Annotated in this window: 19 protein-coding genes; 8 read left to right on the top strand and 11 right to left on the bottom strand. The window is 46.8% G+C overall.

Features of this window, described 5'->3' with window-relative positions; genetic code table 11:
- The first annotated feature begins 142 nt into the window (after window positions 1-142).
- The 4 genes from CEF13_RS27455 to CEF13_RS27440 all read left to right on the top strand — a co-directional run bounded on the left by CEF13_RS27455 (window position 143) and on the right by CEF13_RS27440 (window position 3,607).
- Complete coding sequence (locus CEF13_RS27455; RefSeq protein ID WP_102715832.1) at window positions 143-1,048, top strand: NAD(P)/FAD-dependent oxidoreductase; 906 nt, start codon at window positions 143-145, stop codon at window positions 1,046-1,048.
- Between the two features lie 227 nt (window positions 1,049-1,275).
- Entirely contained in the window at window positions 1,276-2,085 is an 810-nt protein-coding gene (locus CEF13_RS27450) for a GNAT family N-acetyltransferase (protein ID WP_102715830.1), read from the top strand.
- Window positions 2,086-2,115: 30 nt separating this feature from the next.
- Window positions 2,116-3,054, top strand: coding sequence for a helix-turn-helix transcriptional regulator (locus CEF13_RS27445; RefSeq protein ID WP_102715828.1), 939 nt, complete (start codon window positions 2,116-2,118; stop codon window positions 3,052-3,054).
- Between the two features lie 64 nt (window positions 3,055-3,118).
- Complete coding sequence (locus CEF13_RS27440) at window positions 3,119-3,607, top strand: GyrI-like domain-containing protein (protein ID WP_102715826.1); 489 nt, start codon at window positions 3,119-3,121, stop codon at window positions 3,605-3,607.
- A gap of 70 nt (window positions 3,608-3,677) precedes the next feature.
- Here the strand turns inward: CEF13_RS27440 and CEF13_RS27435 are convergent, their stop codons facing one another.
- The 11 genes from CEF13_RS27435 to CEF13_RS27385 form a co-directional block, all read right to left on the bottom strand.
- Complete coding sequence (locus CEF13_RS27435; protein ID WP_102715824.1) at window positions 3,678-4,241, bottom strand: beta-class carbonic anhydrase; 564 nt, start codon at window positions 4,239-4,241, stop codon at window positions 3,678-3,680.
- Between the two features lie 116 nt (window positions 4,242-4,357).
- A complete protein-coding gene (locus CEF13_RS27430) occupies window positions 4,358-5,383 on the bottom strand; it encodes an LLM class flavin-dependent oxidoreductase (protein WP_102715822.1) in 1,026 nt (341 codons plus the stop codon).
- 68 nt (window positions 5,384-5,451) lie between these two features.
- Window positions 5,452-6,171, bottom strand: a complete 720-nt coding sequence (locus CEF13_RS27425) for a 3-ketoacyl-ACP reductase (RefSeq protein WP_102715820.1) — start codon at window positions 6,169-6,171, stop codon at window positions 5,452-5,454.
- A 252-nt stretch (window positions 6,172-6,423) separates the two neighbouring features.
- Entirely contained in the window at window positions 6,424-7,263 is an 840-nt protein-coding gene (locus tag CEF13_RS27420; RefSeq protein WP_102715818.1) for a 1,4-dihydroxy-6-naphtoate synthase, read from the bottom strand.
- A complete protein-coding gene (locus tag CEF13_RS27415; protein WP_424991990.1) occupies window positions 7,260-7,928 on the bottom strand; it encodes a futalosine hydrolase in 669 nt (222 codons plus the stop codon). Before CEF13_RS27415 ends, CEF13_RS27420 begins: the two co-directional genes overlap by 4 nt.
- Before the next feature lie 153 nt (window positions 7,929-8,081).
- Window positions 8,082-9,506: a TrkH family potassium uptake protein gene (locus CEF13_RS27410; RefSeq protein WP_425320555.1), complete on the bottom strand. Its 1,425-nt coding sequence runs from the start codon at window positions 9,504-9,506 to the stop codon at window positions 8,082-8,084.
- Window positions 9,493-11,085: a histidine kinase N-terminal 7TM domain-containing diguanylate cyclase gene (locus CEF13_RS27405; RefSeq protein WP_102715816.1), complete on the bottom strand. Its 1,593-nt coding sequence runs from the start codon at window positions 11,083-11,085 to the stop codon at window positions 9,493-9,495. Before CEF13_RS27405 ends, CEF13_RS27410 begins: the two co-directional genes overlap by 14 nt.
- Window positions 11,086-11,240: 155 nt before the next feature.
- Window positions 11,241-13,508 (bottom strand): ATP-binding protein, encoded by a 2,268-nt coding sequence (locus CEF13_RS27400; protein WP_166742925.1) that lies wholly within the window; start codon window positions 13,506-13,508, stop codon window positions 11,241-11,243.
- A 137-nt stretch (window positions 13,509-13,645) separates the two neighbouring features.
- Entirely contained in the window at window positions 13,646-14,131 is a 486-nt protein-coding gene (locus CEF13_RS27395) for a hypothetical protein (RefSeq protein WP_102715812.1), read from the bottom strand.
- 78 nt (window positions 14,132-14,209) lie between these two features.
- Window positions 14,210-14,713 carry a hypothetical protein gene (locus CEF13_RS27390; protein ID WP_102715810.1) on the bottom strand — a complete coding sequence of 168 codons (504 nt, stop codon included), beginning with the start codon at window positions 14,711-14,713 and terminating at the stop codon, window positions 14,210-14,212.
- A 115-nt stretch (window positions 14,714-14,828) separates the two neighbouring features.
- Window positions 14,829-15,653, bottom strand: coding sequence for a hypothetical protein (locus tag CEF13_RS27385; protein WP_102715808.1), 825 nt, complete (start codon window positions 15,651-15,653; stop codon window positions 14,829-14,831).
- Between the two features lie 283 nt (window positions 15,654-15,936).
- Between CEF13_RS27385 and CEF13_RS27380 the strand changes: the two genes are divergently transcribed.
- The 4 genes from CEF13_RS27380 (at window position 15,937) to CEF13_RS27365 (ending at window position 20,955) form a co-directional block, all read left to right on the top strand.
- Entirely contained in the window at window positions 15,937-16,170 is a 234-nt protein-coding gene (locus CEF13_RS27380) for a hypothetical protein (protein ID WP_102715806.1), read from the top strand.
- Window positions 16,171-16,413: 243 nt separating this feature from the next.
- Entirely contained in the window at window positions 16,414-17,811 is a 1,398-nt protein-coding gene (locus CEF13_RS27375; RefSeq protein WP_102715804.1) for an MATE family efflux transporter, read from the top strand.
- A gap of 480 nt (window positions 17,812-18,291) precedes the next feature.
- On the top strand, window positions 18,292-18,825 hold the full coding sequence (locus tag CEF13_RS27370) for a YceI family protein (RefSeq protein WP_102715802.1): 534 nt from the start codon (window positions 18,292-18,294) through the stop codon (window positions 18,823-18,825).
- Between the two features lie 135 nt (window positions 18,826-18,960).
- Complete coding sequence (locus CEF13_RS27365) at window positions 18,961-20,955, top strand: GTP-binding protein (RefSeq protein WP_102715800.1); 1,995 nt, start codon at window positions 18,961-18,963, stop codon at window positions 20,953-20,955.
- The last annotated feature ends 15 nt before the right edge of the window (window positions 20,956-20,970 follow it).

The following is a 20,970-nucleotide window of genomic DNA, read 5'->3' as shown; positions in this document are numbered from 1 at the left end:
AAACAAAAGTGAGAGTATTCTAATTTTTGTAACGGTGCGCTAATTAGGCATGCATCCTTCCATAATAGACGGAATAAAGATAAGCAATCGTTTGTTTGAAATAAAATATTGTTTTTACAGGTCGGTACAAGGAGTGGTAGCGATGTGGATAGAATGCGCCATTATTGGCGGCGGCCCAGCTGGGCTGAATGCGGCCTTAGTGCTGGGCAGATCACGCAGGAATGTTATTTTATTTGATCATAATAAACCGCGAAATGCGGTGACTCACCAATCTCATGGCTTTATTACAAGGGATGGCATCCAGCCAAGCGAATTTCGCAGACTTGCTCATCAGGATATAGCTAAGTATCCCTCCGTAACGATTAAACCGGATAAAGTGACGGAGGTGGCAAAGAGTACTGCAGGCTTCCAGCTTACAACCGGAAATGGTGTAGTCTATTACGCACGAACGATTATTTTGGCAGCAGGGCTGAAGGAAATGCTTCCTTCTGTGCCTAATATACAGGATTTTTACGGAAAAAGTTTGTTTAGCTGCCCTTATTGCGACGGCTGGGAGCTGCGGGATAAGCCTCTAGTGCTGATATCGGAAGGTACAAGTGCTTTCCACGGTGCAAAGATCGTTTACAACTGGAGCAGAAATGTTCTTGTATGCACGAATGGCTCTAACAAATTGAACGCCGATCAAATCGCCCAGCTAGGACGCAAAGGCATTCAAGTGAATGCGCACCGGATCAAATCATTAGTTGGCACGAACGGTCAGCTTACCGCGATAATTTTCGATAATCATACAAAGGCGGACTGTATCGGAGGGTTTGTCCATCCGCAGTGGGACCATGCTGCGGCATTCGGTGAAGCACTTGGCTGCAGTACGAACGAATCAGGCGGCTTTGTGACAGATGATTTCGGCAGGACAAGCGTGATGGGCGTATACGCAGCAGGGGATGCTGCAATAATTGCGCCTGCGCAGCTCGTTATTGCGGCAGGAGAGGGCAGTAAAGCCGCCATCGGGGTGAACACGGACTTAACATCTCAAGACTTTGATCGTTGAGGGCAGGTTAGCCTATTATTTTAATACGAAACGTTCTTGTTTTGTTACATTGGTTTTTATTTAGGGTATAGGAATAGGTAGAAGTTTTTTAGGCTAATAGGAGGGATGAATTCGTCCGTAAAAACAACCATGCTAGGAGGCTTGAAGAGACGCTTGTTTGGTCTATTTAAATACGTGTGAAACATGACCAAGATAGAGAATAAAGCAGTTTGTTAAGGAGAGATTCCATGCTTGAAACACTTACGGCTGGTGATTTCGTGTTAAATCAGTATCCGTTTATGAAAGATGAGCTGAAATACAACTTTATTCATCTGTTATGTGAATTCCAGAAATCGACGAGCCTGAAAACCTCGGATGGACGTATGATTTTTGCAGAATCGCCGGGCCATAACGCTTGGTTGTGGCTGTCAGAGGATGTGCCTTATGAACAAAAGCTTCTGCTCATGCAGGAACTTATCGATTACTATAGAGGCAAGGATTTGCCTGAAATATGCGGTACTCCCGAAACAGCTGAGCTGTTTGCCAAATTATATGCAGAAGCGAATCACCGGAAATATTCTGCTTATATGCACATGGAAACTTACTCCTGTCCGAGCTTGATTAAGCCAGCAAAGGTGAAGGGAGAAATGATTCAAGCTACGCAGCAGCATATTCAGCTAGCGGCTGAATTTCTGACAGGCTACTCCGAGAGCGCCTACGGCATTACCCTTCATCCAGCAAGCCAGCTGCCCGTTGCGGAAGGAATGGTGATGAGAGGCAATCTATATTTCTGGTCCGTAGATCATTTGCCGGTTGCAATGGCAAGCATCGCGTATCGTTCTCCGCGTCATGGACGGATTAATGCGGTCTATACGTCGCCTGGTTTGCGCAAAAGTGGTTATGCGAGCGCGATTTTGGCCGAGCTTTGTGAGAAATTGGAAGAGGAGAACCGAGAAGCCATGCTTTATGCGGACAAAAAGAACATTGTTTACAATAAGCTCTACAAGAACATAGGCTTTGTAGAGAGCGGAACCATTGTTAAAATTAGATTCCAGTAGAAGACTCTAGCCATAGAAAGTAGGATTATATTGAAAATTGATCGGTTGCTCGCGATGACGGTGCTCCTACTTAATCGCGAGCGAATGAGCGCGAAGGAGCTGGCCGAACGGTTTGAAGTATCCACGAAAACAATTTATCGGGATATGGATACATTGAACCAAGCAGGAATACCGATTTTTGCCCGACAAGGCACATTAGGCGGATTTGAGATTATGGAGCAGTTCACCCTCTCGCGTCAGTATTTATCATTAAGTGAAATAACATCCGTGATCGCTGCAGTGAAAGGCATCAGCAGCGCGCTTGATGATGATACATTCGCGAGCTTGCATGAGAAGGTTGCGTCGCTGCTAACGAAATCGGACAAGCGTCAGTCTGAGCAGCGGGGGGAAGGGATTATTTTTGATCTCAATCCTTGGGGACAAGGACCTGCAGCGCGTCATAAAGTGAACGAGTTAAAGCAAGCGATTGAAGAGCTGAAGCGTATAAAGGTAACCTATATCAATATGAATGGCACGGAAAGCACGCGAGTGGTAGAGCCTTACGCGCTCATTCTGAAAGGGAATATATGGTATTTACATGGTTATTGTACGCTGCGCCATGATTTCCGTGTATTTCGATTATCTCGGATACAGGAGCTTCATACACGGATGGAAACCTTTGAACGGCGCACTGCGCCTTCACTTAGCAGCTACGCTTGGAAATCCGAATGGAGCCCAGAAGCCAAAACGAACATGACGCTATTATTTTGCCCGAAGGTACGTTACCGGGCCTTGGATACCTTTCCTCCAGATCAAGTGACGATTCTGGAGGACGGCTCCTTGCGCGTGCAAGGGGAGTTCGCCCTGGATGAATGGTTTTACGGCATGCTGTTAAGCTATGGAGATAACGTGAAGGTCGAGCAGCCGTCTCATGCGGCTGAGGAAATGATCCGGCGTGCCCGAAATATTTTGAAGCGTTACTTGAACTAAGACAAACTGTTGTCCAATTTCCTCATGTACAATGAGAATCAAAACAAGGAAATGGGGAACAGAGATGTCAGCCAATATAATAATAAATCCAGCTCTACAGCTCGTAGGTATAAGCGCCCGAACAACTAATAACGAAGAAGGAGGGCCGAACGGAAAATTGCCTGAGCTTTGGAACACCTATTTTCGAAGCTCGATAGCAGAACGCATCCAGGCTAACAACGGCCACCTCCTTTACGGGTTATATACCGATTACGAGAGCGACGCTAGCGGCGCGTATACGGCTCTGCTCGGCCATGAACGAGGCGACGCAGAGCATCCGATTCCTGAAGACTTGAAGCTGGTTTCCGTTCCTGAGGCTCATTATATGGTATTTAAAACGAAGAAAGGCCCGGTGCAGGAGGTAGTGCTGCAGGCGTGGCAGGAGATCTGGTCTCTTTTCGAGCATTCAGCAATTAAAAGAGCCTATACGGGGGATTTTGAGCTGTATGATACCCGTAATTTCAACCCGAATGATGCAGAAGCTGAAATCTATATTGCTGTACATCCGGTTTAAATAAGCAAGCAATAGAAAGAGGAAGGCGCCTAGGCACCTTCCTCTTTCTGCTTACTATTTATAAAACTTGCTATACTCGATCATCGAGCATAGTAACCTCCAGCTCGCCCGTCACGGGGTCGATGACAAAGCCGTGAACTGGAACATCCTTTGGAAACAAGGGATGCTTACGAATCATCTGGACGCTGTGATTGACGCCTTCCTCAGCACTGCTGAAGCCGCGTAGAAATTTTTCCATACGAATGCCGGCGTTTTCTAGTGTCTCAATAGCCAGCGGGTCGATACCGCGCTCAGGAAATTTACTAATCATACCTTTGGTATCGAGGTTTGTCATGCCGCAGCCGTGGTGGCCGATGACGAGCACCTCTTGGGCCCCCAGCTCATAAACCGCAACAAGGATGCTCCGCATAGCACTTCCGAACGGTTGAGTTAGAATTGCGCCGGCGTTTTTTATGAATTTGGCATCGCCATTTTTTAAATTTAATGCTTTAGGCAGCAGCTCAACGAGCCTCGTATCCATACAAGTGAGAATGGCTACCTTCTTATCGGGAAATTTATCAGTCAAGTAGGATTCATATTGCTTTTCTGCGACGAACTTTTTGTTGAACTCTAATAGTTGCGGAACAATGGACATATGATTACCTCCTAGCAAAATAGCTATTTTCTATTATTCATAGAATTTAGGCTCACGTCAAATGTTCAAATATTGAAAGTGCTGCTAAGCACTGTGCATCCTGTTGATAAATCGGATTAATCGACCGCTCCAATGCGACTTTCTCTAACAAGCTCAGCCAATAATTCGAAGGAGCGCAGACGAGCCGCATGATCATACACTTGACTGACAACGATCAGCTCGTCGGCTTGCGTTTGTTCCAGCACGGCATTCAGCCGCTCCTTAACCGTCTCTTTCGTTCCGGCAATCGTAAAGCTTAACTGCTTCTGAACAATCATCTTTTCCTGTTCATTCCACAGTCCGTCCATGCTGTCTACAGGCGGGTTCAGCTGGCCCATCCGGCCGCGTATAAGGTTCAGGAAGGCTTGCTCCTGTGAGGTCGCAAGCCAGCGTGCAGCTGTATCGCTATCCGCGACAATGACATTTACCGCGACCATGGCATAGGGCTTTTCCAGCGCTTCCGATGGACGGAAGTTGCTGCGATACAGATTCAATGCCTGCAGCAGGAAGTCGGGAGCAAAGTGGCTGGCGAACGCAAAGGGAAGACCGTGATGTCCGGCAAGCTGAGCGCTGAAGCCGCTTGAGCCCAGCAGCCAGATCGGCACGTTCAAGCCTTCGCCGGGAACTGCTTTAGGCAAGGCTGCACGGGATTCAGCATCGGGATGGAAATAATGGCGCAGTTCATTTAATTGCTCAGGAAAGTCCTCTCCATTGCTGCCTAGCCCTCTTCGCAGCGCGCGTGCAGCAACCTGATCGGAGCCCGGAGCTCTGCCGAGTCCGAGGTCAATCCGTCCGGGATACATCGACTCTAGTGTGCCGAATTGCTCGGCAATAACGAGCGGTGCATGATTAGGCAGCATGATTCCTCCGGAGCCTACGCGAATTTTCTCGGTGCCTGCTGCCACATATCCAATTACGACAGAGGTTGCTGAGCTGGCGATACCCGGCATATTATGATGCTCAGCAAGCCAAAACCGATGGTATCCCCATTTCTCAGCGTGCTGGGCGAGATCCAATGTGTTGCGGAACGAGTCCGCTGGTGTGCCGCCGGTTACGATTGGAGCAAGATCCAAGATAGATAAGGGAATATGTTGAATAGGCATAGTATGAAGCACCTCCATTAACCCTTGCTGCCGATAAGATAAAGGCGCTAGGGTTTATGTGATTTCTATTATTGCGGATTTGTAGTCCAAATGCCTGCTGATTTGATAAACACGCGGTCAGGGAGCTTCAATGCAGCTAGTACTAGCTCGGCTACATCCTCTGCTTGCATCATACGATCCTCATCCCCGATTTTCAGTCCTGCATTTGTCGCCAATTCTGTATTAACAGTGCTTGGCGTAAGAGCAGTTACGCGAATATTTGATTTACGCACTTCTTGCATGAGAGCTTCAGTCAACCCTAGAACGGCGAACTTTGAAGCGCAATAGGCAGAGCCGGTTGCGAAGCCGCGCTCGCCTGCTGTAGATGCGATGTTAATAATGCTTCCGGAGCTTTGCTCCAGCATGACTGGAAGCACGGCGCGAGAAACATAATACGTGCCCATCAGGTTGGTTTGAATAATGCGCTCCCACTCGCTTGGTTCCATGTCAAGGACGGTACCAAAAGATGCGATCCCAGCATTATTAATCAGAATATCAATTGAGCCAAGGCTGTTTTTCAAAGCCAAGACCGCTTGATCAACCGCTTCTTTCGAGGCTACATCTGCCGTGGCAATAAACACCTTTACCCCATAGGTATTTGAAAGCGAGGCTTGCAGTGCTTCCAGGTCGGAGCTTGTCCGAGCGATTAGTCCAAGGTTGACGCCCTCAGCTGCTAAAGCCAGCGCAGTTGCTTTACCAATACCTTTGCCTGCTCCAGTAATGATGGCCGATCTATTTTTTAATTCCATGCTGATCTCTCCTTCTTCTTGCGAAATGTGGTTCTGCTTCGACATATGTAGAAATATGAATTCATCAAGTAATCCATATGCCCTACCATTATTATTATTTGTTATGCTGATGAAAGCAAGTTATAGGGCAAGGCAGATTGGCACTGGACCGCTTTTCATATTCTGTTCATATGCACTGTGTATAATGCAGAAAAAAACAGTTCTTCCGGCAAACGGTAGAAACTGCTTTTTTCTATTACTATACGACAAGGATTAGCGAAGCAAGCTCAGGTCGAAGCTGGGAACGAGTCCTTCTTCAGCGGCGCGGCCGAGCAAAGCGGTTACAGCTGCATAGCCATCATCGCCTAAATTGGCTGTAAAGGAGTTCACATAAAGCTCGATGTGCGCCTTGGCTACTTCTGGGGCCAGCTCTTGGGCATGCTGCATCACATAGTCTCTCGATTCGTCGGGATGAGTCCATGCATAGTCGACAGACGCGCGAATCCAATCGGCGATCGAGTCCGTATCCAGAGAGCGTTTTGCAATAATAGCTCCGAGCGGGATGGGCAAGCCTGTATCGGATTCCCACCAGCTTCCAAGATCAGTGAGCATGGTCAGCCCGTAGGACGGATAAGTAAAGCGGGCTTCATGGATAACCAGCCCCGCATCGATCTTGCCGTCGCGAACTGCTGGCATAATCTCATGGAAAGGCATGACGATAATTTCGCCAACCCCGCCGGGTACATGACGTGCTGCCCAAAGCCTGAACAGTAGGTAAGCGGTCGAGCGCTCGCTGGGAACCGCTACACGTTTTCCTGCTAGAGCCTCAGGTGTATTTGAGTCTGTTTCACTGCTGTTTGTTAGTAATAGCGGTCCACAGCCTCTGCCTAAAGCGCCGCCGCATGGGAGCAATTTATACTCAGATAAAACCCAAGGCAATGCCGCGTATGAAATTTTCATGACTTCGGGGCCTTCCCCGGCAGCAGCCCAATTATTCGTTATATCAATGTCCGCATACGTAACATTTAGCTTGGGCGCGCCTGGGACCAGGCCGTGCGCTAGTGCATGAAAAACAAAAGTATCATTGGGACAAGGGGAATAAGCTATATTCATTTGAGAACCTCCCGTATGGCTTGACTTGCTGCTTCTAAAGCGGACAATGCGACGCCTATTCGCCAAGCGGCGCGGTCGCGCGGTCCAACGGCATTGGAAATGGCCCGTATTTCGGCAACGGGGATATGGCAGTTGAAAGCTGCTACAGCAACGCCATGTCCTTCCATGCCTTCGGCAGCCGCGCCCGGAACACGTATAGCCAGCTCCTCAGTCGTATCTGCGGTACCGGTTGCGGTCGTTACGGTTAACACGGGCCCGCAGCATACCGTCAGGTCTGCTGAACGGATAGCCGCATATAGACGGCTGCTCCAATCCGGATTAACCGCTACGCGTGCTGAGCCAAATCCAAGCTCGTCCAGGCTAAGAAATCCTGTCGGCGATTGTGCGCCTAGATCTGCGGCAACAATAACATCAGCGACAACGAGAGAGCCGATTGCGGCTCTCTCGGCGAATCCGCCGCCAATACCGGCACTAATAACGAAGTGATATTGTTCTGCATTAGATGCCAGTACAGCTGCCGTTCCGGCAGCTGCTGCAGCAGAGCCTACGCCGACTGCTATAACATCAACGCCTTCTGCGCCGCATAAACCACGAAGTACTGCGTCCTTCTCGGCCTCTACCGCAGTTACAATAAGCACGCGTTTCTTTTTGACATCTGAATTCATGATTGAAATAGCCTCAGTATCCATACCGAAATTTTGTTTCATCTTGCTAATCTCCTTCATCTTCCTATCAAGCATCCTATAATTATAGTATCACTCGTAAGATTAGCCATGCAAATGCAGTTGAAGGAGAGAGCGTAGAGTAGGATCAATGCACTAACCGATCGTTATTTTACCTTCTGGGAATCGGTACAGCTCTTTCTTTGAGCCTGTGTTTAGGGCAAAAGCAAGCGTAACGGGTCCTAAACGACCGACAAACATAAGCAGAATCAGAATGATTTTACCTATATCTGTTATATGATCTGTTAACCCGGCTGACATGCCTACCGTACAATAGGCTGATGTAGCCTCGAATAAAATCGCTAGAAAGGAACCTCTTTCTGTTATAGAGAGCGCCATGGCGGCTGTGCATATAATTGTGAATGCAATCATGGTAAACATAATGGCTTGATGAATCTGCTGCTTGGCAATTCGGAAGCGGAACAGAATGACATCGTCTCTTCCGCGAATCATGGCGATCATTGCCCCGATCAGTATCGCGAAGGTCGTCACTCGAATACCGCCTCCCGTCGATCCGGGACCTGCCCCGATAAACATTAGCAGAATGAGGAAAAACTGAGTTACCTCCCGAAGCGAGGACGGATCGATCGTGCTTAGGCCGGCGGAGCGCGCCGTTACGGATTGGAAGAATGATCCGAGAACTTTGCCGCTGGCCGATAAAGGCTCAAGCGTGTCGGGGTTGCTAAACTCAAGCATAAGGATCACGATAGCTCCAAATACAGTCAGTATTCCTGTTACGGAAAGGACCACTTTACTGTGCAGGCTGAACTTTCTGTTTTTGGGGAATGTAACAATCTCTGAGATGACAATAAATCCTATTCCTCCGAAGAAGATGAGCAGCATAGAAACAATATTAATAAAAGGATCCTCTACATAATGGATAAGGCTGCCTGCGCGCTCCGGGAACTGGGCGAACAAATCGAAGCCGGCATTGTTGAAAAAAGAGATGCTATGGAATACACCAAAGTAAACCGCTTTGGAGACAGGCATTTCCGTCATGAAATAGACACTGAGCAGGAAGGCGCCTGTCAATTCAATGACTAGGGCGTAAAGCAATACCTTACGTATCAAACGCACAATTCCTTCTGTTTGTCCATAATTCATCGATTCCTTCAATACGAGACGCTCGCGGAAAGATATGCGTTTGCGGAAAAGCAGCGCGAATAGAGTCGCCATCGTCATAAATCCGAGCCCGCCTATTTGAACGAGTAAAATCATGACAACTTGTCCAAAGGAGGAAAGGTGGATGCCTGGGCTAAGGACAGTTAGACCTGTTACACAGGTTGCGCTGGCAGACATAAATAGAGCATCAATAAAAGGAATGGCATGATCATTCGTATAGGAGATAGGACGAGATAGCAGCTCTGCGCCAAGGAAAATAATTAATATGAAACCGAAGGCCATGACCTGCGGCGGGCTTGGCCGAAATCGCAGCTTGTTACGAATAGAATTTGCAGTAAACATGGCTTTAACCCGACCTTTCTCTTCCGTGTTAGTATGGTTGTTTTTATTCGTTCGCATGTAAGTATTCACCGTTTGACAGATGCACGGAATTGCGCCCTTTATGTTTAGAACGATAGAGGGCATCGTCCGCGTCTCGAAGCAGTGCCTCTAGCGGCACATGAGCTTCATCAACTGCCTCTGTCACGCCGAAGCTCGCCGTGATCGATATCGCTTTGGCTGCACTATAGAGCGGATTCTCGGCAATTTGCTTACGGATTTGCTCGGCAATATGGCCAGCTTCCGCAATTGTTGTCTTAGGTAAGCAAATGGCAAACTCCTCACCGCCATAGCGGGCGAAGACTGCTGAAGCATCAAGGGTTTGCTGGCAAATATTCACCGTATGCTGAAGGGCGAAATCCCCCAAGCTATGCCCATAGCGGTCATTGATCTGCTTGAAGTAATCGATATCAAACAAGATGAATGAGATGGGCTGGTGCTTGCTGCGGGCATCTTCAAGCAGCTCTCTGCTTTTTTCCATAAAATAATTACGATTATAAATGGAAGTGAGCCCGTCAATTTCTGCAAGATGACGAAGCTTATTCTGAAGCAAGGTATGCTCTGTTACATCGATCATAACAATTATTCTGCCCGCGATCTGGCCGTTTGGACTTAGGAGGTCAGAGGCACGAACGCGATAGTAGAACGTTTCCTTGCCCCGTATCCATTTCAGCTCTTGTTCATGCTCGCCGGAGGGATCAAGTCCGAAGGAGAAAGCGCCGGATTCAGCTCCGCGCCTCCAAATATGCTCAAGCTTCTTGCCGATGGTAGAGGAAGTGAGAGCAGGGATGATTTGTGCCGCTGCACTATTGAAATCCATGATTTGATTCGATAAATTAAGGACCAGCACACCATCACGCATACTCTCAAAAATATGCTCTCGCGCAATCGGAGCAACAGTCAGCATACCTGTAGAGAAAATAGAAAGCACGTAAAGCAGCGATGTAATGCATAGTAGAATAGGAACGGGATCCATTCCTAGCGGTACCATGCCAAGTACATACAATAAAGCACCAGTCATAGGCAGTGAAATGCCGAGCGCCATCATGGCTATTTGTCTACGATAGATGGTTTTTGTTTTTTTCCAATAGCTGAACAGCAGGAACAGACTGGCGAACATTGTGCCAAAGGTGTAACCTCCATGCACATAATACCATATGTCTGGCACAACATCGGCAAGCGGAGAAGACACATTAGGACGCAAATAAAAGGATCTATAAAATAGATGGTGATACTCATTGGTTAAGACCATTAGTAAAGTAATGGCGGGAATAACAAAGAGCAGCCATCTTATTTTGCGTTGAGTAAATTGTTCTAACCCTACATAATGCATAACGAGCAGCAGACTGCATGGCGCAATAAAAGGCATGCCCATATATTCGATATTTACCCAGAAGCGAATTTCGCGCAGGGAATCGCTTGCCAGCTCAAATGCGAAGGCAAAGGTATATAAAGCTGTTAAAGAGGATGTCCAGACAAACATGTTCATCCCCGAAAAATTTGTTTTTTTAAAATAGGCATAAATAGCAAGAAGCACACTAAGGACGCCGGCTATGATGACAATAATAATATAATGGGAAATAGGGGAATTCATTATCATTGAAATAGTTGTCTCCCAAGGTTGTGAAGTGGTTATCACTTTATTTAGAAAGAAGCATAAGCCATTGAGAAGGATAAAGACTATTGTAACATTTTAACATATGACTTTCAGCATCTTCAAAAATAATGCGAAAAAGAGCAGCTGAGTATATGACCCTAGCTGCTCGTAGGCAATGTAATTTCCACACATGTTCCTTTGCCTACTTCGCTTCGGAATTGAATCGTTCCTTTATGTCCTGTAATAATTTGCTGGCTAACCATGAGTCCTAGACCATTCCCATTTACTTTCTTCGTGAAGAATGGCTCGCCAAGCCGCAGCAAATCTTCTTCTGCAATGCCGCCGCCGTGGTCAGTGAACCGCAGAATAACCGTTTGATTCGTATAGCGTTTCAGCTCTACGGTGAGCTTGCCGCCGCTGGTCATCGCTTCTATCCCATTTTTCATAATATTAACAAATACTTGCTTTAATTGATTAGCCTCACCCATTACAAGCGGCAGGTCGGCATCTGCCTGCATGACGAGCTTCACGTTGTTCATCTTTGCTTCCGATTCAAGCAGCAGCATCATGTCCTTTAGAATGGTTTTTACATTAACCGGCTGGTAGTGATTCGCTTGAGGCTTGGCGAATATAAGAAACTCGCTGACAATCATGTTAATCTGATCTAGCTCGGCAAGCATAAGATCAAGGTGTCCGGGCGACAGGGATCCCGATTGCTTCTGCAGCTGCACAAAACCGCGAAGTGTAGTAAGCGGGTTGCGAACCTCATGTGCAACTCCCGCAGCAATTTGACCGACGACAGAGAGCTTCTCTGACCGTCTAATCATTTCCTCTGTTTGCTTGCGAGAGGTAATATTGCGGGAAATGCACGCTATAGCGATAATAGCTTCCTGTTCGTCGCGAATGGGCGATATGGTAAGGCTCAGATCGATTAAGGTACCTGCTTTCGTATAGCGAACAGTTTCGAAATCCGTTACGGAGCCGCCGCTAAGGACGATAGCTTCAAGCTCATTTTGGGACTGTTGATAGTCATCCGGCACATTATTTAAGGGGTGGCCGATCGCCTCCTCTGTCGTCCATCCATACATCTTCTCGAAAGCTCGATTCACCTGAATGATACTACCGGATAGATTGGCAACATGAATGGCATCGGAGGTATGATTGACGAAGGACTCTAGATATTGCTTGGTGCTTCGCAATTCCTCAGCAGCATCTTTTAATTTTGTCGTATAGTTATACAAATTGTGGCCCATGGTATCGACTCGCGATGCAAGCAGCCCAAGCTCATCCTTGCTTCTAATCGTAATGGTTTCTCCGAAATTTCCTTCTGCTATAGCGTTTACCTTTTTGAAAATTTGGTTAAGGCCGCGGAGCATGAACTCTGCGATTAAATAGCTTAGCAGCATGGTGACGAGTATAAGTCCGAGCGAAATCATGGCCTGTAAAAAGAGCTGTTGGTTAAGCGGCCCTGATACAGCAGCATAGTCAAAGGTGATACATATGACATAATTTTCTTTGACGGCTATAGGGATAAAGGTTTTAATTAATTTTTTTCCATTTACAGTGCTTAGAGCTGTTACCGTAGTTCCGCTGCTCTGGGCTTCCTGAATATGCAGGGAATCATTTTCTTTGTCTTTATACGTATAGACACCGAAAGGAATATCACGAACGTCTAGGTTATAAACGGGCATTCCTTTTTTTATTTTAATAATAGGGCTTTTTCCGAAAAACTTTGGATCAAAACCGGTTATTTCCAACACGTTTTTTTGGTCAGCTATTATTTTATGGATAAGCTTGCTTGTCCCGGTCGATTCTTTGAAATCCAATAACATCTGCGCGTTAACGAACGGGTTTATTATATAATTCGTGGTGCCGTCGTAATAATAGCCCCATTTACGAATTTTCTCAGGAGCGGTATCTGCGAAATTATACGGTCCGGACCAAAAGTTTTCCAGCTTTTGTCCTTTATCGATCGTCACGTTATGCGTCTCGAATAGCTGAAGAAAAGCGGTATGCCAATAATCCCAGGTCATGGAGCTGGCATTTATTTCGCTGGGCTCTGACGATTTGCGTACTACTACATCATCGCCAACCCTTACCCAAAGCGATATATAATCAACGCCAAGCTGCTGACTGAGCTCAACAAGCTGCTCATTTTTTACATTATTGATATCGGGATCAAGCTGAAGCTTAGCAGACAAAGCGGCAGTGCGCAGCTTCTCTCCGATTGTATCCTCCATGGATTGTACTGCAGCCTCAGAGCTCTCCAGCGTAATACCGATTTGATTGGCGATATTATGTACTTGCTCTACGACTTGAGACTCCAGCTCGGACTTTGTTGTGAAATAATAAATAATAATACTAAGCGCCAATACCACAGTCACAATAATGGATATGGAGAATGATAGCTTCGCTTTGATAGACAACGACAATTTCCTCCCCCGTTTTTCTAAGATGCACATACTACAATTAGACACCGGAAGTCGAAATCCTGTTTTTTATGAAAATGTAAAAAAGGAGAAACATGAGTATGCTTCTCCTTCTGAAATCCTATTTCATTTCATTAAGCACGTGAGAATTGCTCTTCTTCTAAGTATTGCTCAGCTTCCTCGTACGTTTCGAATGCCGATTCCAAGTTTAGATCTGCATATAAATACCAGAGATCCTCTTCGAACAACAGGGTCAGCACGGCATCGTTCGGACCGATCCAGCGTTCTTCCTGCGGCTGCTTAGCCTTGTTCTTTTTCTTGGAAGCAGGCTTCTCCGGTGGAGCGGTGGCAAGGGAAGAAATCGCCTTCGCGATCAAGGAGCGCAGTTCTTCTTCATTATAGTCGCGAATGTTAACGAGCCCCTTCTCATCGGTTGGGACACCGGCCACTAAGCCAGCGAATACATATCCGTTGCCATTCGGATGCAAATGCTGCACGACCGATTTCTTCTCATGAGCACTTTCTTCATAATGAAAGTTTGTACGGCCGAGAGAAACGTCCTTTCGTTGGAGTTCAGGAAAGGATTCTATAATAGAAAGCTTTTGTTCAAAAGACAGCATGTGATTGTTCCTCCTTAAAGATTTGCGTAGCAAATCTACTTCGTAAGCGTGATTATACCACATCGCAGAGGGAGGCTGTTAAATGTCTTTTTTCTTCACGAGCAAAATAAATGCTCCCGCGAGAATAAAGACGATTGCGAAGATCGGCTGGCTCAATATGAAATGGTTATAAATCGAGCCAATTGAGAAAACCGCAAAGAAAAGCAGGGAGAGAACAGTCAAAATATTAATCGGGATGAGCATCCATTTGTTGCGGTTGCCGAACCAGTAGAACTCGAATAGCCCAACGGCTACTGCAAGGATGAAGCCCGGCCACATATAACCCCAGCTATTGAAAAGCATAGAGATCTGACAGACGACGCCAGCGGTAAACAGAATCCCTCCGGGAATCAAGAGACCGATTCCTTTGCGCCCAATCATGGTGAAGTAAAGCCAGTGGAAGAATAACCCAAGGGGGATGACGAAGATCGCTGGCCAGAAGTACGCGAATATTTGTCCTGGACCGAAAGTTTTCCCTTGGGTTAGAAAAAGACAAGCCCCGAGCAGGAGGAGGACAAGCCCGCTAATGGTTCTCATATTCATTGTTTTTAAGCACCCCATTCATCAATTTATTAGCTGCTTTCAGCATAGCATCAATGCATATAGCTGTCCTCCTGCTATAGGTAAAAGCAGGAACTAGACTAAAGTCTAGTTCCGTTTATTTCATCTGATTTTCAGTTAATGTTCTCTTTTGTTTCGGTACCTCGGAGTCGGACAACTGCATGTTATAGGTTAAGATGTTCATTCTATTGCTGGAATTCATCATGGCCGTTTTGTAAGGGGCATTAAGCATAGTTAGAAAATTCGTTCTGTCTGCAGGCGGGCCTGTGAGTTGTGTGATGAATACGAAGGCTGCTGCAGCAGTAAGTACAATGCCGACTGTTTTAAATCGATGACGCCAAGCATGATAGATGAGCGGAGCAGCGGCAGCGAGCTGGTTCTGACGTGTTTGAAGCAATACGATCATGCAGGAAATAAATAAAAAGATAGTAGCGGGTACAGTAACAGACGTCCAGTCCTTTGGAACAGGCAATATAAATACAAAGAAAAATAAGGTGGCGGAGCATAGGACAGTTAACTGATAAGGCATAATAAAGCCCGGGTCAGAGGCTTGACGCCTGCGTGCGACATCGGGCATCTTCTCTGAATGGCCACTCGTGCGTTTCATTAATCTTCGCAGTCTAGGGAAGGCGCCAAACCAAATAAACACAATGGGAGCTAAAGCTAGCGTGATCCGAATAATTAGCCATTCACCCGAAAACAAAGAGTGGGATATGGCGGCTAACAAGATGTCAGAGGCTGCCAATAAGGCTGCCGGAACAGTGAGGCTAATGGTCCAAAACAACAATTTAAACGTTTTTTGATTCATCATTTTTTCAGTTTTTTGATAAACAAGCTGTGAAGCCATGTCTGCCGCTGCCCATGATAATATAATATAAAGTATGCAGGCAACGGGCTCCAAATAAATAAAAAGTGAAAACATGATTACCCTCCTAAAGAGCATCGCTAGCGTGAAGGAATGCTCTAATCTCATAAACAAATTACTTATTGTTATTCATCATATCTAGTTCATCAGTCTCGCATAACCTCCGTAAGTCTGAACGCTAACCTAGACTTGTGACGGGGAGAAAAAAGTCGAATAAGTGCCGGTAGGGGCGAACGCTACAAATAACGGAAATAGTTCCTATGAAACGACAATTTACACCTCTTGTTAACTTCTATGAAAGCGCTACAATTAAAGTAATAAGAAGTAGGAGGTGAAAGATATGAGCCAAGAACAAGATATTGTTCAAGAAGGTGCGGAAGAAACCGCAGAACTGATTTCAGAAGAGGCTCCAGCAGAAGAAGCAGTAGAAGCTGTTGAGGCTGAAATGGAAGAAGCAGAAGTGGAGGAAGCTGCCGCTGCTGTAGAGGAAGAAGCTGCCGACGAAGAAGAGGCAGAGGAAGAAGAGGCTGCAGAGGAAGAAGCTGCTGCTGAAGAAGAGTCTGAAGAGCAATAATGATACTTATCATTTTTATACTATAAAGAAGAAGACTGCTATGAAGGTCGTCACGACGTCCTTAATGCAGTCTTTTTTTGTGTCCTCTTATGTGTAAGGAGGAGGCTGAGAGGCTGCATGCAGGCGAATGTTCTTCTCCATTATTTTATTTTTTGTAAAACACAATTTTTTGCATGCAATAGCAGGAAGGATGTGCTAGGATAACTTTTGTCTTAAGTTTTTCATACAGAAGAAGGTGACAGCATGACAGCGGCAGAGGCCGGAAACGGGCAAGGGGAAAAGAAGCAAAAAGGTTTAAATCTGTTTTTCCTAACGTGGCCTATATTTTTAGAAATCTTTTTGTTTATGCTGATGGGTATAGCCGATACATTAATGCTCAGCCACATATCCGATAATGCGGTATCGGGTGTTGGAGCATCCAATCAATATTTGCATATCGCGATTTTACTGCTGGAGGTAATCGGGAACGGGGCTTCGATTGTTGTAGCTCAGTATATTGGTTCTCGCAAATTTATCGAAGCAGCGAAAATATCAGCACTGGCAGTAACGTTGAACTTAGTTGTGGGACTGATTCTGAGCCTTATGTTTGTGCTATTCGGCGGTCAATTGCTGGAAACGCTGAATTTGAAGGGCGAAATATTGGTGCATGCCAAAAGTTATTTGCAAATAGTAGGCGGAATGATCTTCCTGCAGGCTATTATTAATTCGGTATCGGCTATTATTCGTGTTCACGGCTTTACGAAGGAAGCTATGCTCGTATCGCTCGGTATGAATGTTATCCATATTATCGGAAATTATTTGCTTATTTTCGGAAACTTCGGCTTCCCGCAAATGGGCGTTCAGGGTGCGGCGATCTCATCGGTCGTCAGCCGTTTGCTTGCTCTAATCGTTTTTTTCTGGATGCTGTATCGTATTATGCCCGTCAGGGTAGAAATTCGATACTATCTTTCCTTGTCAAAGGAGTATATATCGAAAATATTGAAAATTGGCATTCCATCCGCGCTGGAGCAAGTCATGTATCAAGCTTGCCAAATTGTGTTCTTGTATTATGCAACTTATCTAGGCGAAGCATCGCTTGCTGCCAAAAACTACGCGAACAGCATATCGATGTTTACGTATCTATTTGCCTTCGCAATCGGTATGGGTACCTCGATTATCGTCGGCAGGCTGATCGGCGCAAACCAGCAGACGACGGCGTATCATCAGGTTTGGAAAAGCGTGCGCTGGGCGAGCGCGGTTACGCTGGCAGCGGTTTTACTCGTTATTGCGTTCCGTGAACCGCTCATGCGCATATTTACAGACGACCCGGATATTATCCGATTAGGGGTCAATGTACTGCTGCTGAGTATTGTGCTTGAGACGGGAAGGACAATTAACATCGTACTCGTCAATTCGCTACGGGCGACGGGAGATGCGAGATTTCCGCTTTGGATCGGCATGTTCACGATGGTCGGAATGAGCTTGTCGCTAGGCTATTTCTTTGTGTTCAAGCTGGAGCTGGGATTAGCCGGCATTTGGCTGGCTATCGCTGCCGATGAGTGGCTGCGCGCATTCATTATGTTCTTCCGCTGGAGAAGCAGAGCATGGGAGAAGCACGCACTGGTCAAGCGAGAATCAAAGGAAAAAACAGCCGCCGTATAGCATAATGCCCATCAGCAGCAGAAATAGAGCTAGAAACTAGCTCTATTTCACCCAAACTAGCTAAAACTACCCAAATAGAGCTAAAAACTAGCTCTATTCCATCCGTAATCCCGCCAACAGCCCTCATATGCGCATCAGCAGCAGAAATAGAGCTAGAAACTAGCTCTATTTCACCCAAACTAGCTAAAACTACCCAAATAGAGCTAGAAACTAGCTCTATTCATCCACCACCCCACCAATAGCCCACTTACGAGCACCAGCAGCCCAAATAGAGCTAGAAAACGGATACTATACTTATCGTGTTAATTTCTGCAATGTTGCCTTCCTTGACTGCACACATTTGCTATACGAAAAAAACATAAAATTGCAATTGACAAAATTAGACGCACACACTAAAATATAAACATACACAACTTAAGTTAGTACATTATAAAAAGTAAGTAGATAATAAACTAATAAATATAATGGAGGAATTTTAAAATGGCAAAATCCCAATGGACAATCGATCCTGCACACAGCAGCGTGGAATTCTCAGTAAAGCATATGATGATCGCTAAGGTAAAAGGCTCATTTCACCATTTTGAAGCTAACATTGCAGGTGACGCACATGATCTGACGTCTGCTGATATTCAATTCACCATTGATTTGAACAGCATCGACACTCGCAATAACGATCGTGATAATCATCTGCGTTCTGTTGACTTCTTCGATGTCGAAAATAATCCTTCGCTTACTTTCACAGCGACTGCAATTACCAAAACAGATGAAGGCGAGTATGCCATTACAGGTGATGTGAGCCTTCACGGCATTACACGCTCCGAGACCTTTGCTGCAACCTTCGAAGGCGCCGGCAAAGATCCTTGGGGCAATGAAAAAGTTGGCTTTAGCGCAGTAGGCAGTCTGAAACGCAGCAACTACGGTTTAACTTACAATGCTGCGCTGGAAACTGGCGGCGTGCTTATCGGCGATGAAGTGAAAATCTCAATAGATATCGAAGCTGTTCAACAAGGCTAATCACAACTATACAATTACAGCTTCATTCGGAAACGACCTGTCAGGCTTTCGCCTACAGGTCGTTTTTTTGTTGCTGTACAGCGCTTTCAGAGGTAGGATAAGGAGAGAAACAGCTAGAGAGGGAGACTTGAGGCCATGCTGTCTAACGATCGAATACATATACGTAATATCGGTATCTTCGCTCACGTTGATGCGGGAAAGACGACAACGACAGAGCAAATCTTATATCATAGCGGGCGTATTCGCTCACTCGGCAGCGTTGATGCAGGCACAGCACAGACGGACTTTCTTGAAGTAGAGCGCTCAAGAGGCATATCGGTTCGAGCGGCAGCTACACGCTTCACTTGGCAGGGTGTGACCGTTAATCTGGTTGATACTCCGGGCCACGTCGATTTTTTATCCGAGGTGGAGCGTTCATTGCGTGTGATGGATGGCGCAGTGTTAATTATTTCGGCTGTAGAAGGCGTACAGGCACAGACGGAGGTTATTTGGCACGCACTGCATGAGAGGAGCATTCCAACGTTGATTTATGTGAACAAGATGGATCGTATTGGTGCTGATCCAATTGGAACATTGAAGCAAATTAAGCGTTTGCTCTCGCCTCAGGCCGCTCCGATACAAGCACCGCTTGGTGTGGAGGACAGCTTCAACGGTGTGTGCAGCCTGCTGGACCATAATCTCACTGCTGCTGATGAGGCTGGATACCTTCAGCTGCTAGAGGAAACAATCGCTGAGGGGGACGAAGCGATGCTGCTGCATTATTTGGATACCGGCGCACTACCGAAGGCAGAGCTAAGCCGTATGCTGCCGTCCCTTATCCAGAAAACTGAGCTGTACCCTGTATTGTTCGGAGCATCGAACAGGGGGCTTGGTATTGAGCCGCTTCTGCAAGCGATGATTGGGCTTCTGCCTTCGCCATCTATCCATGAGGATGGGCCTTTATCAGGAGTAGTATTCCGTATCGAACGGGATTCGGCTATGGGCCGTATTGCGTATGTGCGGCTGTATAGCGGTGTCATGCGAAACCGAGATTCCGTATTCAATGTCACGCAGCAGCTTGAGGAGAAGATTACGCAAATTCGAATAATTGATGGTCAAAAGTCTGAGGATGTCGGCATGCTGGCGGCAGGAGATATCGCAGCGATATGCGGCTGGAACCATGCGCGCATCGGCGATGTAATAGGCTGCGCCGACTTTGTTCCAGAGGAGACGAGGCTGGCAGTGCCGCTTCTGACGGTACAGGTGCGCTGGAGCAATGAGGCAGAGTATCCTGCCGTCGTGGCAGCGCTTCAGGAATTGGCGGACGAGGACCCGCAGCTCGATCTGCAATGGCTGCAGGATCAGCGGGAGCTGCACCTGAAGGTGATGGGGCCGATACAGATTGAGGTGCTGACGCATGTGCTTAGCGCGAGATACGGCCTTAAGGCTGACTTCAGCCAGCCCTCCGTCATCTACAAGGAAACGCCTGCGCAGATTGGTGAAGGCTTCATTGCCTATACGATGCCGAAGCCTTGCTGGGCAATCCTACGGTTCCATATCGAGCCAGGTGAACGCGGCAGCGGGCTGACCTACAGCTCGATTGTACGCTCAGAGCGTCTGCTCGATCGCTATCAGAACGAGGTCGCCCGCAGTGTGCCCGAAGCGCTGCAGCAGGGGCTTTTTGGCTGGGAGGTAACGGATCTCAAGGTAACTCTCATTGAAGGAGAGCATCATGTGTGGCATACACATCCACTGGACTTTGCAGTGGCAACGCCAATGGGCATCATGGATGGCTTATCCCGCATTGGCGTCAAGCTGCTTGAGCCTATGCTCTCGTTCCGTCTATCGATACCGGAGGAGACAGGGGGCAAGCTTATGAATGAGCTGGTTCTCATGCGAGGTGAATTCGATACGCCTGTGGTGAGAGGAGAACGCATGGAAATTGAAGGGACGCTGCCGGTTGCAACTTCCTTGGAATTCCCTGCGCGATTCGGTTCGCTTACGAAGGGCAGAGGCGCTTTAGCGACTTTCTTCGCCGGCTATCGAGAAGCTCCGGCCGATATACAAGCGGAGCGAGTGCGCAGGGGAGTTAATCCGCTAGATCAATCGAAATATATATTATCCGTACGCAATGCTCTCTCTGGGTCGTAGTCGGCAGCGAGCAGG

Origin of the sequence: Paenibacillus castaneae (assembly GCF_002884445.1) — a bacterium.
Classification (GTDB): Bacteria; Bacillota; Bacilli; order Paenibacillales; family Paenibacillaceae; genus Pristimantibacillus; species Pristimantibacillus castaneae.
Note: the sequence above shows the minus strand (reverse complement) of the source record. Positions and strands in the feature narration are given on the sequence as shown.

Coding starts and splice junctions, on each gene's coding strand:
- CEF13_RS27425 (WP_102715820.1), bottom strand. CDS start 6,171: ATGGAATTAAAAAATAGATCGGCCATCATTACTGGAGCAGGCAAAGGT.
- CEF13_RS27365 (WP_102715800.1), top strand. CDS start 18,961: ATGCTGTCTAACGATCGAATACATATACGTAATATCGGTATCTTCGCT.
- CEF13_RS27410 (WP_425320555.1), bottom strand. CDS start 9,506: ATGCGAACGAATAAAAACAACCATACTAACACGGAAGAGAAAGGTCGG.
- CEF13_RS27385 (WP_102715808.1), bottom strand. CDS start 15,653: ATGTTTTCACTTTTTATTTATTTGGAGCCCGTTGCCTGCATACTTTAT.
- CEF13_RS27380 (WP_102715806.1), top strand. CDS start 15,937: ATGAGCCAAGAACAAGATATTGTTCAAGAAGGTGCGGAAGAAACCGCA.
- CEF13_RS27415 (WP_424991990.1), bottom strand. CDS start 7,928: ATGAATTCAGATGTCAAAAAGAAACGCGTGCTTATTGTAACTGCGGTA.
- CEF13_RS27435 (WP_102715824.1), bottom strand. CDS start 4,241: ATGTCCATTGTTCCGCAACTATTAGAGTTCAACAAAAAGTTCGTCGCA.
- CEF13_RS27430 (WP_102715822.1), bottom strand. CDS start 5,383: ATGCCTATTCAACATATTCCCTTATCTATCTTGGATCTTGCTCCAATC.
- CEF13_RS27375 (WP_102715804.1), top strand. CDS start 16,414: ATGACAGCGGCAGAGGCCGGAAACGGGCAAGGGGAAAAGAAGCAAAAA.
- CEF13_RS27440 (WP_102715826.1), top strand. CDS start 3,119: ATGTCAGCCAATATAATAATAAATCCAGCTCTACAGCTCGTAGGTATA.
- CEF13_RS27390 (WP_102715810.1), bottom strand. CDS start 14,713: ATGAATATGAGAACCATTAGCGGGCTTGTCCTCCTCCTGCTCGGGGCT.
- CEF13_RS27450 (WP_102715830.1), top strand. CDS start 1,276: ATGCTTGAAACACTTACGGCTGGTGATTTCGTGTTAAATCAGTATCCG.
- CEF13_RS27405 (WP_102715816.1), bottom strand. CDS start 11,085: ATGATAATGAATTCCCCTATTTCCCATTATATTATTATTGTCATCATA.
- CEF13_RS27370 (WP_102715802.1), top strand. CDS start 18,292: ATGGCAAAATCCCAATGGACAATCGATCCTGCACACAGCAGCGTGGAA.
- CEF13_RS27455 (WP_102715832.1), top strand. CDS start 143: ATGTGGATAGAATGCGCCATTATTGGCGGCGGCCCAGCTGGGCTGAAT.
- CEF13_RS27395 (WP_102715812.1), bottom strand. CDS start 14,131: ATGCTGTCTTTTGAACAAAAGCTTTCTATTATAGAATCCTTTCCTGAA.
- CEF13_RS27420 (WP_102715818.1), bottom strand. CDS start 7,263: ATGAATATAGCTTATTCCCCTTGTCCCAATGATACTTTTGTTTTTCAT.